This is a genomic window from Flavobacterium difficile, assembly GCF_011392115.1.
In the GTDB taxonomy this organism is placed as follows: domain Bacteria; phylum Bacteroidota; class Bacteroidia; order Flavobacteriales; family Flavobacteriaceae; genus Flavobacterium; species Flavobacterium difficile.
The window spans coordinates 59,866-73,488 of record NZ_JAAJBT010000004.1 but is presented as its reverse complement, the minus strand read 5'-3'; the positions used below and the strand labels follow the sequence as shown (position 1 = coordinate 73,488).

The window sequence follows — 13,623 nt, the reverse complement described above, 5'->3', positions numbered from 1 at the left end:
TTATTTTAATTCTCCAAAAAGTTCAACTAATTTTTTTCTTCTGTATTCAAATATCTCATTTAATTTTGGTTTTACCAGAAAAGGATGAACCAATTGTCCTAATATTCCTAATGGCACTTTGTAATCTATAATATCTTCCATTTCTACACCACCAGGAATTTCTTTGATAAAATGTTTGTGATGCCATAAAGCATAAGGCCCGTAAAGTTGTACATCTACAAAATATTCCCCTTTTTCAACATGAGTAATTTCTGAAACCCACTTGGTTTTGATTCCTAATAAAGGTGTCACTAAATATTGTATGATTTGTCCGGCATAAATTGGTCGATCTGCACCACTCAAAATATCAAAACTCATGTGCTGCGGCGTAATGGTTTTCAAATTTTTTGGATTTGATAAAAATTCCCATGCCTGTTCTTTGGTAATTGGCAAATTGAGTTTGGCTTCTAATCTGTATATTTTCATAGCTCATTTTTTGTTGAGTCGCAAATATACGATTGTTTAATGTTTTAAATAAATAATTAAACAAAAATTTTAATTTATATTTTTATTAACTTTTAAATTTAAGAAATTAGATTAATTTAGCAAAAAAATAAATGTATTATGAAAAAAATTATTGCTTTAAGTTTACTTTTAGTTACTGGATTTTCTGGAGCACAAATTACTATGCCACAAGCCAGTCCAATTTCCAAAGTAGATCAAACAGTTGGATTAACAAAAATTGCTGTAGATTATCACAGACCAAGTGCGAAAGGTAGAACTGTGTATGGAGAATTAGTACCTTATGGGAAAAACTGGAGAACAGGTGCGAATGAGAATACTACGATTACTTTTTCACAAGATGTAATGATTGATGGCAAACCATTAGCACAAGGAACTTATGCTTTATACACTACTCCGAAAGCGGACTCTTGGGATATTATTTTTTATAAAGAAACAGGAAATTGGGGTTTACCAGAAGAATGGAATGAAGAAAAAGTTGCTTTAAAAACTTCTGCAAAGCCAGAAAGTTTAAACAGATTGGTAGAAACATTTACGATTTCCTTCAATAATGTGACTACAGAATCTGCTAATTTAGAGTTATCATGGGAAAAAACAATAGTGTCAATTAAAATTGATGTACCTACTCAGAAAATTGTATTAAAAACAATTGAAGACACTATGGATGGTCCTTCTGCAAAAGAATACTATACTTGTTCGCAATATTATTATCAATCGAATACAGATTTAAATAAAGCTTTAATCTGGATCAATCAAGGTATTGCACTATCAGGAGATAAAGTTCCGTTTTGGTATTACAGATTAAAATCTTTAATTCAGTTTAAATTAGGGGATAAAAAAGGAGCCATTGAAACGGCAAAATTATCTTTAGCTGGTGCAACTGCTGAAAAAAATGAAGAATACATCAAACAAAATAAAGAAAGTATTGAATTGTGGTCTAAAAAATAATTCAAAACTTACGTTATAAAAAAAGCCATTCGTAAAGAATGGCTTTTTTTTATATGGTTTTTAAACTTTCTATAAAAAAATCAATTTCTTCTTTCGTGTTATAATGACTAAAAGAAATTCTCAATGAAGGTTTTTTGCTATTTTCTTCTGATAGAAATTCAGCCAAAACATGTGAAGGTTTTACACTTCCGCTCTGACAAGCACTTCCTCTAGAAACTGCAATTCCTTTCATATCTAAATGGAATAATATCATAGCTGTTTTTTCTTCTGAAAAAGGCAATAAAACATTTAAAATGTTATAAAATGTATTTTCTCCATTTATAATTATTCCCTCAAAATTTGCTTGTAATTGCGCGATACAATATTTTTTTAATTCTAATATGTATTCTGTTTCTTCAACTAAATGTTCATGGGATAAGTCAAATGCTTTAGACATGCCAGCAATCTGATGAATAGCTTCAGTTCCAGCACGTAACCCTTTTTCTTGTTCACCACCAAATAACATAGGCTGCATGATTCTGTTTTTTCTGATAAATGCAAAACCAATCCCTTTTGGACCATGAAATTTATGTGCACTGGCTACTAGAAAGTCTAACGGAGTTTCTTGTAAATCAATTTTAATCTTTCCAATAGATTGTACCGTATCGCAATGAAAAATAGCTTTATATTTCTGACAAATTCCTGAAACTCTTTTTAAATCTAGTACCGTTCCAATTTCATTGTTTACATGCATTAATGTCACTAAAGTTGGAATTTCATCATTCAATTTTCTTTCAAAATCAAATATGTCTAAATTCCCATTTGACAATACATTGATATAATCCACTTCAATTCCGAATTCTTTTTGCAAGTTTAAAACGGTATACAAAGTGGCATGATGTTCAATTTTACTGGTAATTATTTTTTTAATTCCATTATTTTTAATCATTTCCCGCAAGATCCAGTTGGTTCCTTCTGTGGCATTTGCAGTAAAAATAATTTCTTGTGCCGAACAATTTAAATGTTTAGCAATCGTTTTTCGAGAAGTTTCTAAAATCGATTTGGAACTTCTACCAAAACTATGTGTCGAAGAAGCATTTCCAAAATCGTGTTGCATAACATCAACCATTGTAGCAATAACTTCTGGGCGTAGTGGCGTTGTTGCAGCGTTATCTAAATATATTTTTTTCATGTTGTAAAGACGCTAATTTTGCCAAGAAGGCTCAAATTTGCAAATTTTTTATAGTGTTTGTAATATGTTATACAAAGAGTAAAAAAATATTATTCAATATATAATTAAATTCTTTAAGCCACTTTGTCTTTAATTCTGTATTAGTTTTGTTTGATGTAAACTTCCATAGCTCCTAAACCATATTTTCCGTAACTGGCTTCTTGAATTACTATGTTTTCATAACGTTTTAGTAAATATTGTAGTTCACTTTTTAGTACGCCATCACCAACGCCATGTATAAGAATCACACGATTATATCGCTTAGAAATGGCAAAATCCATAGCGCGTTTGGCTTCTTCAAGTTGGATATTCAGTTTATCGAAGTTAGTCAAATTTTGGTTTCTTCCTGTGATTATTTTTTCTAAATGCAAATCAACTTCAAAAACCATTGGGTCTTTTTTGCTATGTTTAATTAAAACAGAACCTGGTTTTTTTGGAATTTCTTTTTCTGCTAATACCTTAGAAATACTTGCCCCAAATTCAATTTTTGGTGCGTCTGAAGCAATTTTTATTACTTCTTTTTGATAATATGTTAACTCAAAACCATCAGTAGTTTCTATAATTACTCTGTTATCCTCCTTAAAACCAATCACTTTGCCTTCTAAATTATCATCTAGCACTTGTACAACATCACCTATATTCATTATTTTCAAATTAAAATCAGCATCAAAAATAAATAATTCAAATTTAATTTGGTAATTAAATTACAACTATATAAATTTGCACTATTATGAAGAACAGAATTCAAAATACTTGGTGGTGGAATAACTTACAACTTACGTCGTGAGCAAATCCTCTATTGTATTCAAATAATATACTAAAAAGGCTTGTCATTCACGACAAGCCTTTTTTTTATTTTCAATTTCAACATTCTAAACCAAAAAAATTAAGATACATAAAGCATAAATGAAAAATTATACCTTACAAACTTATTCTAAAAAACTACTAGCGGATACTTTTACGCCAGTGAGTGTGTATTTAAAAATTAGAGATAAATTTCCGAATAGTCTTTTGTTGGAAAGTTCAGATTATCATGCCAACGACAATAGTTTTTCGTTCATTTGTTTCAATCCGATTGCCAATTTTAGTGTGAACAACAACATCATTACTAAGCAATATCCTGATAATTTTATCGAGAAAATAGAATTTAAAAATAAAAATGTTGTGGAAGAATTAGCGCTCTTTTCGCAACAATTTGAAACACAATCTGAAGCTTTTAAATTTATTAATAATGGTCTTTTTGGTTATATTTCATATGATGCGATTCAGTATTTTGAGAAGATAAACATCAAAGAAAAATCTACTGATAACGAAATACCTCTTATTCAATATGCGATTTACAAAAATATAATTGCTATCAATCATTTTAATAATGAGGCTTATATTTTCTGTCATTCTTATGATTCAGATAATAATATCGCTGAGATTGAACAATTATTACAAAATAAAAACTTTGCTTCTTTTAACTTTAAAAAAGAAAATGAAGTACACTCTAACTTAACGGATGATGAATTTAAAGCCAATGTAGCTTTAGCCAAAAAGCATTGTTTGCGTGGTGATGTTTTTCAGTTGGTTTTATCCAGACGGTTTACACAAGAATTTAAAGGCGACGAATTTAATGTGTACCGAGCATTAAGAAGTATCAATCCATCTCCTTATTTGTTTTATTTCGATTACGGAAATTATAAAATTTTCGGTTCATCACCAGAAGCGCAAATTGTAATTAAAGATAATGTCGCAGAAATCCATCCTATCGCCGGAACTTTTAAGCGTACAGGAAATGATGAAGAAGATGCTTTATTAGCTAAAAAGCTTACTGAAGACGCTAAAGAGAACAGTGAACACGTAATGTTAGTAGATTTAGCAAGAAATGATTTAAGCAGAAATTGTACAGCCGTACAGGTTGAAAAATATAAAGAAGTACAATTCTTTTCTCATGTCATTCATTTGGTTTCAAAAGTTACTGGTAAGTTGAAAGATAGTAGACAATTTATTGATTTAGTAGCCAATACTTTTCCTGCAGGAACTTTAACTGGCGCGCCAAAAGTCCGTGCTATGGAATTAATTGAACAAATTGAACAAACGAATAGAAGTTTTTATGGTGGTGCTATTGGTTTTATGGATTTTAAAGGAAATTTTAATCACGCCATTATGATTCGTTCTTTTTTGAGTAAAAATCACAAATTGTATTTTCAAGCTGGAGCTGGAATTGTAGAAAGTTCTACTGAAGAAAATGAAACACAAGAAGTATATAATAAATTAAGTGCTTTGCAAAAAGCTTTAGATTTAGCGGAAACCATTTAATTCTCAATTAGCCAATTTGCCAATAAATAAAAAAATATGAAAATAGCAGTTATAGATAATTACGATAGTTTTACTTACAATTTAGTACACTATTTAGACGATTTAGGAGCAGAAGTTACTGTTTTTAGAAACGATGAATTTGAATTAAAAGAATTAGAACCTTTTCATAAAATTTTATTGTCTCCAGGACCAGGAATTCCTGATGAAGCGGGTTTATTAAAAGATGTAATTAAAACATATGCCACAACCAAAAGTATCTTTGGGGTTTGCTTAGGTGTACAAGCTATTGGTGAAGTTTTTGGTGGATCTTTAACCAATTTAGAAAAAGTATACCACGGTATTGCTACAAAAGTTATTCAAACTGAAGAGGATTTCATTTTTAACGGATTACCAAAAGAAATAGAAGTAGGTCGTTACCATTCTTGGGTCATTGCTACAGAAAATTTCCCTCAAAATTTAATTATTACTTCTAAAGATGAAAACGGGCAAATTATGTCGGTTAAACATAGTGTTTATGATGTTAGAGGTGTACAATATCATCCTGAAAGTGTGTTGACACCACAAGGGAAAAAAATCTTGGAAAATTGGCTTAGTCATTAAAGAGGCAAGTAAAAAGAGCCAAGTAAAAAGAGGCAAGTAAAAAGAGGCAAGTAAAAAGAGGCAAGTAAAAAGAGCCAAGTAAAAAGTACAAAGTACAAAGTAAAAAGTAAAAAGAATTAAGTAAAAAATAAAAAAATGCGACTTTTTGCCATTATGGCGACAGAGTGGTATACTATTTCTTAAAACAAATGAAAAATATACTAAATAGACTAATTAATCACGAGATATTATCTAAAGAAGAAGCTAAATCTACTTTAATGGAAATCTCTACGGGTACTTGCAATTCGCATCAAATTGCAGCATTTTTAACCGTATACATGATGCGAAATATTACCATTGATGAACTTTCAGGATTTCGAGAAGCTTTGTTGGAATTATGTATTCCTGTAGATTTTTCTGCTTATGAAACGATCGATTTATGTGGAACAGGTGGCGATGGCAAAGATACGTTTAACATTTCTACTTTATCTTCTTTTATTGTTGCAGGAGCTGGTTATAAAGTTGCTAAACATGGAAATTACGGCGTTTCTTCCATTTCAGGTTCAAGTAATGTTATGGAGCAAATGGGCGTTAAATTTTCTAACGATCAAGATTTTTTATCACGTTGTATTGAAGAAGCGAATATTGCTATTTTACATGCGCCACTTTTTCATCCAGCTATGAAAAATGTTGGTCCGATTAGAAAAGAACTGGGTGTGAAAACCTTTTTCAACATGTTAGGACCAATGGTAAATCCGTCTTTTCCGAAATTTCAAATGGTAGGTGTATTTAGTTTAGAATTAGCCAGAATGTACGCATATTTGTATCAAAAAACAGATACTAAATACGCTATTCTTCACGGATTAGAAGGTTTTGACGAAGTATCTTTAACAGATTCAGTAAAAATAATTACCAATCAAACAGAAAGCATTTCATCGCCATCTGAATTTCTTTTCGATGCTATTCAATTGCAAGAAATTAAGGGTGGTACTACCATTGAGGAAGCAGCAAAAATATTTTACGATGTGTTAAGTGGAAAAGGTTCTGCAGCACAAAATAATGTGGTTTTAGTAAATGCAGCCTTAGCCATACAAACTATTTCTGGATTAAGTTATACAGAAGCTTTAGAAAAAGCAAAAGACAGTTTATTCAGCACAAAAGCATTTCAACAATTAAACAAACTTATACAACTTAGCAAGTCATGAATATTTTAGACCAAATTATAGCCGATAAAAAGCAAGAAGTGGCTTTGAAAAAAGCGCTAATTCCTGTTTCACAACTAGAAAATTCTGTTTTATTTAATTCTAGAACAAATTCTTTAAGCAAATTGATATTAAATTCTTCTTCTGGAATTATTGCGGAACACAAACGCAAATCGCCTTCAAAATCTACCATAAATTCATCTTTTACAGTGGAAGAAGTGGTAAAAGGCTATCAAAATGCTGGTGTGTGTGGAATTTCAGTTCTTACAGATATGAAATATTTTGGAGGTAGTTTAGACGATTTACTTTTAGCCCGAGCTTCAGTATCAATTCCATTACTAAGAAAGGAATTTATCATAGATGAGTATCAAATTTTAGAAGCTAAAGCACATGGCGCAGATGTAATTTTATTAATTGCGGCTGTTTTGAGTCGACAAGAAATTAAAGATTTGTCGGAATTTGCTCAATCGCTGGGATTAGAAGTTTTGTTAGAAGTACATAATGAAGAAGAACTTCACAAATCGATTATGCCAAGTTTAAACTTAATTGGTGTAAATAATAGAAATCTTAAAACTTTTGAAGTGAACTTATCGTATAGTAAAGAGTTAGCTAATTTAATTCCAAACGAATTTGTAAAAGTTTCTGAAAGCGGTATTTCTGATATTGCAAGTGTGAAAGAGTTACAAGCCTATGGTTACAAAGGATTTTTAATTGGTGAAAACTTTATGAAAACAGATAATGCAGGTTTAGCAGCGAGCGAATTTATCAAACAATTATAAGAACTCAGATAAGAGAAATAATATAAATTTTAGAAATTTCTCCAATCTGTGTTCAAAACGAAAATTTATGATTACTTTTTTGAGCGAAGCGTCTATTATTTGAATAAAATTCTTTTCTATGTGTCTCAAAAATTAAAACTAAAGCAATGAAAGTCAAACTTAAAATATGTGGTATGAAATTTCCAGAAAATATTCAGGAAATAGCCAATTTACAACCTGATTTTTTAGGGTTTATTTTCTATGAGAATTCGACTAGAAACTTTACAGATGACACTATTGTTTCTCTTCCAAGTTCTATAAAAAAAGTAGGTGTTTTTGTAAATGAAAAACAAGAAACAATACTAAAAACGATTCAAAAATATGACTTAAACATGATCCAATTACACGGTAATGAATCTGAAAGTTATTGTTTAGAATTAATAAACCAACTAAATCACAATCAATTAAATACAAATATTATAAAAGCTTTTTCCGTTGATGATTTCTTTTCTTTTGAATGGTTACATCAGTACCAAATGGTAGATTATTTTTTATTTGATACCAAAGGAAAATTACCAGGTGGAAACGGCACAAAATTCAATTGGCAAATTTTAGACAAGTATCATTTAGATAAACCCTATTTTTTGAGTGGTGGCATCGGATTAGATGATAGCGAAAATATAAAAGAATTTCTTAAATCACCAGCTTCAAAACGTTGTTATGCCTTAGATGTAAACAGTCAATTTGAAATGGAACCCGGATTAAAAAACAAAGAAACAATACAACAATTTAAAACACAACTATATGAGTCAGTTTAATGTATCAGAAAAAGGATTTTACGGAAAATTTGGTGGAGCTTTTATTCCAGAAATGCTATATCCTAATGTAGAGGAATTACGCACACAATATCTTTCTATCATTGCAGAACCAAGTTTTCAAGAAGAATACATGTATTTATTAGAGCAATATGTAGGGCGACCAACACCTTTATATTATGCCAAACGTTTATCTGAAAAATACAATACCAAAGTATATTTGAAAAGAGAAGATTTATGTCACACTGGTGCGCATAAAGTAAACAATACTATTGGACAAATTATTTTAGCTAAACGCTTAGGAAAAACTAGAATTATTGCTGAAACAGGAGCAGGGCAACATGGAGTAGCTACTGCAACGGTCTGCGCCTTAATGGGATTACAATGCATTGTTTACATGGGTGAAGTGGATATCGAAAGACAAGCACCTAATGTAGCGAGAATGAAAATGCTTGGTGCAGAAGTTCGCCCAGCTACTTCAGGTTCAAAAACATTGAAAGACGCAACCAATGAAGCCATTCGCGATTGGATTAACAATCCAACAGATACGTTTTATATTATTGGTTCAGTAGTTGGTCCGCATCCTTATCCAGACATGGTAGCTAAATTTCAAAGCATTATTTCTAAAGAAATTAAATCGCAATTGCTAACACATGAAGGTACAGAATATCCAGATTATGTGATTGCTTGTGTAGGTGGAGGAAGTAACGCTGCAGGTGCTTTTTATGAATTTTTAGATGATGAACAAGTTGGTTTAATTGCTGTTGAAGCTGCAGGACATGGAGTAGATTCGGGTGAAAGTGCTGCAACATCGGTTTTAGGTAAAATCGGAATCATTCATGGAAGTAGAACTTTATTAATGCAAACAGAAGACGGACAAATTACCGAACCATATTCTATTTCTGCAGGATTGGATTATCCAGGAGTTGGACCTTTACACGCACATTTATGTGATACGGGAAGAGCCGAATTTATTTCCATAACTGATGAAGACGCCATGAATTCTGGTTTAGAAATTTCTAAAATGGAAGGAATTATTCCAGCAATCGAGACCGCTCATGCATTTGCAGTTTTAGATAAAAAACAATTCAAACCGACTGATATTGTGGTGATTAATTTATCTGGAAGAGGCGATAAAGATTTGAATACCTATATCAATTATTTCGGATTTTAATTTATAACAGCAAGGCTCGAAATGAGAGTAGCTAAATTCACAAAAAAAATAAAAACTTTGTGTTTTTGCACCTTCGTGGCGAAACAAACCAACTTAGCACCTTAAAAAAATGAACAGAATCAATCAAAAATTACAAGAAAATAAAAAGCTATTATCCATCTATTTTACAGCAGGATATCCAAATTTAAATGATACCATTCCAACTATTGAAGCATTAGAAAAAAGTGGCGTAGACATGATCGAAATTGGTTTGCCTTTTTCAGATCCATTGGCAGACGGACCAACCATTCAGGAAAGTTCTACTCAAGCCATTGAAAACGGGATGACTACAAAATTACTTTTTGAACAATTAAAAGAGGTTCGTAATTCGGTACAAATTCCTTTAATTATAATGGGTTATTTTAATCCTATGATGCAGTTTGGAGTGGAAAATTTTTGTCAGAAATGTCAAGAAGTTGGAATAGATGGATTAATCATTCCAGATTTGCCTCTTGAAGAATATTTGTCTGAATACCAAGCTATTTTTGAAAAATATAATTTGAAAAACGTATTTCTAATTACGCCTCAAACTTCAAACGAACGTATTATGGAGATTGATGCCGTTTCAGACAGCTTCATTTATATGGTAAGTACAGCTGCCGTTACTGGTGGTCAGGCTGGATTTGGAACTGAACAAACAGCATATTTTGAACGAATTGCAAGTTTAAATTTAAAAAACCCACAGATTATAGGTTTTGGAATTAGTGATAAGGAAACTTTTACACAAGCCACTTTACATCAAAAAGGTGCAATTATTGGAAGTGCTTTTATCAAGTACATCACCCAAAATTCCATAGCTAAAATAGGGGAGTTTGTTGAAAAAATTAGAGCCTAGTAGCTTTAAGTTAATCTTAAGGAAATAAATAAGCTGGTTTTGGGGGATGATTGAACCAATTTCGTAAAGTTTTGTAAAGATAAACTGTAATTATTTTACATTTATTTGTTTTTAGTTTGATACTATTTTAATGTACGGCCATGAATTTTGTAGCAATTAAAAACTACTCAACTATGTACAAAAATTATCTAACAAAAAAACAAGTAATCTTATCATTACTCTTACTTACCAGTTTTTCATGGGGTCAAAATCTGGTTCATTATTGGAATTTTAACAACAATGCATCTGTTTCCACAATCACAACACCATCACAAACAGTTGGTGGTGCTAATTTAGTTGCTATTCCTGGTGGAATTAGTGCTATAGATTTTGCAGGTGGTACAGGTCAAAATTTTAATGTTTTGAATTTAAATGCCAGAAATAGTGATGTTTCTGGAAGTCACTTACGTTTTAATGATCCGATTGGAGGAGCTTTAGAATTTTCTTTACCTACAACCGGATTTGAAACGATTTTAGTAAAATTTGCCACTCGTAGATCGGGATCTGGAGCAGGAACACAATCTTGGTCGTATTCTTTAAATGGAACATCTTATATTCCGTTTACTACGATTTTACCCAATAATGGTGATCCTACTTTAGCAACCTTTGATTTTACAGCTATTTCTGGAGCGAATAATAACCCAAATTTCAAACTAAAAGTTGAATTTTCTCAAGGAAGTGGTGGTACTGTTGGAAATAATAGGTTTGATAATTTCACTTTGGAAGGTACAACCTTCAGTGGTGCTGATATTACGCCGCCAAGTGTAACTTTTTTACCTTCCAATTCAGCTTCAAATGTAGCCACAACGATACAACCCACTTTGAGTTTCAATGAAGCTATTCGATTGGTTGACGATAGTGCAATTACCAATTCTAATGTAGATGCATTGGTAGAATTAAGATTAAATAATGCTTCTGGTACACAAGTTCCTTTTGATGCATCAATTTCTGGGAATACAATAACTATTGTTCCAACAACTAATTTAAATAACGGACAGCAATATTATGTAGCGTTATTAGCAAATGTGGTTGAAGATTTAAACAATAATGCAATAAACAGTCTTCAAGCGTCTACTTTTACTACAGGAAATCCTACAGTGGGTTTTGCTTCTAATTTTATTACCACTAATGAAGGAGCAACACTTTCATTTTTAATCAATTTAACAAGTCCAGCCACTTCTTCTGTAGATTTAGTGGTAAAATCGACTCCGTTTAGTACCGCAAATGCAAGTGATATTGTTTTATCGACTCAGACCTTAAACTTTACTAATTCAAGTTCATTAACGCAAACTATTACTATTCCAATCGTCGATGATGCCTTAGCTGAACAACAAGCGGAATATTTTGTATTAAGTTTAGAAAATCCGGTGGGAGTTACTATTTCTGGAAATTCATTTTCAACTGTTTTTATTATTGATAACGATGATGTAGCTCCAATTCCTTCACAAGAAATTGAATTAAATTATGTAGGAAGTTTTGATCCATCTGGAGCAAGCACAAGTACTTGTGAAATTGTAGTTCATGATCCAGCATCACAACGTTTATTTACAACCAGTGCTGTGGCAGGATTTTTAGATATTATTAATTTTTCTAATCCAACAACTCCAACAGTAGTTAATTCAATTGATATGAATACATATGGTGGAGTTACTTCTGTTGCGGTTAAAAATGGTATCGTTGCAGTAGCTTCTCCAAATGCAGATGAAACTTTAAACGGTTCGGTAGTCTTCTTCGATACGAATGGTGTATTTTTAAAACAAGTTACAGTTGGTGCCTTACCAGATATGATTACGTTTTCTCCTGATGGCACAAAAGTTATTACAGCTAATGAAGGGCAACCTAATGCGAATTACTCAATCGATCCCGAAGGTTCTGTTAGTATAATTGACATTTCTGGTGGAATTCCTGCTTTAAGTCAAGCTAATGTTACCACTTTATTATTTACAGCTTACAATTCGCAAGAAGCTACATTAATCGCATCTGGAATTAGAAAATTAAAAGCAACAAGTACATTATCTCAAGATTTTGAACCTGAATACGTTACAATTAGCGAAGATTCTCAGAAAGCTTGGGTGACACTACAAGAAAATAATGCCGTTGTTGAAATTAATTTGGCCACTTCAACTTTTACTGATATTTGGGCTTTAGGCACAAAAGATGTTAGTCTTCCTGGAAATGGAATGGATATTTCAGATACTAACGGACAAGTTTTAATTGCCAATTGGCCTATTCAAGCTTTTTATATGCCTGATGCTGTGGCGAATTATTCTGTTGGTGGAACTACTTATTTAGTTACGGCTAATGAAGGTGATGAAAAAGAATATACCGGTTTTGTTGAAAGAACCACTGTTGGAGCTGCTACTTACACTTTAGATCCAGCTATTTATCCGAATACTTCAATTTTAAAACAATCTTATAATATGGGCCGTTTTAGAGTTTCGAATTTAAGTGGAAATACAGATGCTGATTCAGATTTTGAAATAATTAACGCTGTAGGTGCTCGATCTTTCTCGATTTTTAATACTACAACCAAACAGTTGGTATATGATAGTGGAGACGATTTTGAAAGATATACCGCAGCGAATTTGCCAAGTCTTTACAATGCCGATCATGAGAATAACGTGGCAAAAGGTAGAAGTCGTGCTAAAGGTCCGGAACCAGAAGGCGTAACAGTTGCACAAATTGGTACAGAAACTTTTGCTTTCATCTCTTTAGAAAGAATTGGCGGTGTAATGGTTTATAATATTACGAATCCAAATAACGTAACTTTTGTTGATTATAAAAACAGTAGAAGTACTTCTGCATATGCAGGTGATCATGGTCCAGAGGGAATTACTTACATCAAACCGGAAAATAGTCCAAATGGAAAAGCTTATGTTTTAGTGGCGAATGAAATCAGCGGAACTATTACAGTTTTTGAAGTAGATACAAATACTTTATCTGCTCCAAATTTTAACGCAGAAGTTAAAACATTTGCTATTTTTCCGAATCCATCTCAAAACGGAATTGTTTATTTTAATAGAGTAGCTGATTACGAATTATTTGATGTTTCAGGTAAGAAAATAAGTGAAGAGAAAGAAGCTTTAACTATTGATACCAGTAAACTTTCAAAAGGAATCTATTTAGTAAAAACTAGCGAAGGAATAATGAAGAAACTAGTTGTGAATTAAATTAAAAATATCTTTAAAAAAAATCCTCTAATGAAAGTTAGAGGATTTT

General features: G+C 31.8%; 12 protein-coding genes. 9 read left to right on the top strand and 3 right to left on the bottom strand.

Features of this window, described 5'->3' with window-relative positions; genetic code table 11:
- Positions 1 to 465, bottom strand: a complete 465-nt coding sequence (locus tag G4D72_RS07950) for an SRPBCC family protein (RefSeq protein ID WP_166077135.1) — start codon at positions 463 to 465, stop codon at positions 1 to 3.
- Between the two features lie 138 nt (positions 466 to 603).
- Between G4D72_RS07950 and G4D72_RS07945 the strand changes: the two genes are divergently transcribed.
- Positions 604 to 1,449 (top strand): DUF2911 domain-containing protein, encoded by an 846-nt coding sequence (locus G4D72_RS07945; RefSeq protein ID WP_166077134.1) that lies wholly within the window; start codon positions 604 to 606, stop codon positions 1,447 to 1,449.
- 49 nt (positions 1,450 to 1,498) lie between these two features.
- On the opposite strand, the gene G4D72_RS07940 is transcribed toward G4D72_RS07945, so the two are convergent.
- Together G4D72_RS07940 and G4D72_RS07935 are read right to left on the bottom strand one after the other, a co-directional pair.
- Entirely contained in the window at positions 1,499 to 2,620 is a 1,122-nt protein-coding gene (locus tag G4D72_RS07940) for a cysteine desulfurase family protein (protein WP_166077133.1), read from the bottom strand.
- 140 nt (positions 2,621 to 2,760) lie between these two features.
- The gene (locus tag G4D72_RS07935; protein WP_207784884.1) at positions 2,761 to 3,303 is read right to left on the bottom strand and encodes a Smr/MutS family protein; all 543 of its coding nucleotides are present in this window, start codon (positions 3,301 to 3,303) and stop codon (positions 2,761 to 2,763) included.
- Positions 3,304 to 3,565: 262 nt separating this feature from the next.
- Here G4D72_RS07935 and G4D72_RS07930 point away from each other — a divergent pair, with 262 nt between their 5' ends.
- From G4D72_RS07930 to G4D72_RS07895, 8 genes are all read left to right on the top strand, one after another.
- Positions 3,566 to 4,963 (top strand): anthranilate synthase component I family protein, encoded by a 1,398-nt coding sequence (locus G4D72_RS07930; protein ID WP_166077132.1) that lies wholly within the window; start codon positions 3,566 to 3,568, stop codon positions 4,961 to 4,963.
- 36 nt (positions 4,964 to 4,999) lie between these two features.
- Complete coding sequence (locus tag G4D72_RS07925) at positions 5,000 to 5,563, top strand: anthranilate synthase component II (protein WP_166077131.1); 564 nt, start codon at positions 5,000 to 5,002, stop codon at positions 5,561 to 5,563.
- Positions 5,564 to 5,751: 188 nt separating this feature from the next.
- A complete protein-coding gene (gene trpD / locus G4D72_RS07920; RefSeq protein ID WP_166077129.1) occupies positions 5,752 to 6,747 on the top strand; it encodes an anthranilate phosphoribosyltransferase in 996 nt (331 codons plus the stop codon).
- Positions 6,744 to 7,523, top strand: coding sequence for an indole-3-glycerol phosphate synthase TrpC (gene trpC / locus G4D72_RS07915; RefSeq protein ID WP_166077128.1), 780 nt, complete (start codon positions 6,744 to 6,746; stop codon positions 7,521 to 7,523). The genes trpD and trpC overlap by 4 nt, the downstream gene beginning before the upstream one ends.
- Before the next feature lie 173 nt (positions 7,524 to 7,696).
- On the top strand, positions 7,697 to 8,320 hold the full coding sequence (locus G4D72_RS07910) for a phosphoribosylanthranilate isomerase (RefSeq protein WP_235922476.1): 624 nt from the start codon (positions 7,697 to 7,699) through the stop codon (positions 8,318 to 8,320).
- Entirely contained in the window at positions 8,307 to 9,491 is a 1,185-nt protein-coding gene (gene trpB / locus G4D72_RS07905; RefSeq protein WP_166077126.1) for a tryptophan synthase subunit beta, read from the top strand. Before G4D72_RS07910 ends, trpB begins: the two co-directional genes overlap by 14 nt.
- Positions 9,492 to 9,600: 109 nt before the next feature.
- The gene (trpA, locus tag G4D72_RS07900) at positions 9,601 to 10,365 is read left to right on the top strand and encodes a tryptophan synthase subunit alpha (RefSeq protein ID WP_166077125.1); all 765 of its coding nucleotides are present in this window, start codon (positions 9,601 to 9,603) and stop codon (positions 10,363 to 10,365) included.
- A 140-nt stretch (positions 10,366 to 10,505) separates the two neighbouring features.
- Positions 10,506 to 13,574 (top strand): choice-of-anchor I family protein, encoded by a 3,069-nt coding sequence (locus G4D72_RS07895; protein ID WP_235922475.1) that lies wholly within the window; start codon positions 10,506 to 10,508, stop codon positions 13,572 to 13,574.
- The last annotated feature ends 49 nt before the right edge of the window (positions 13,575 to 13,623 follow it).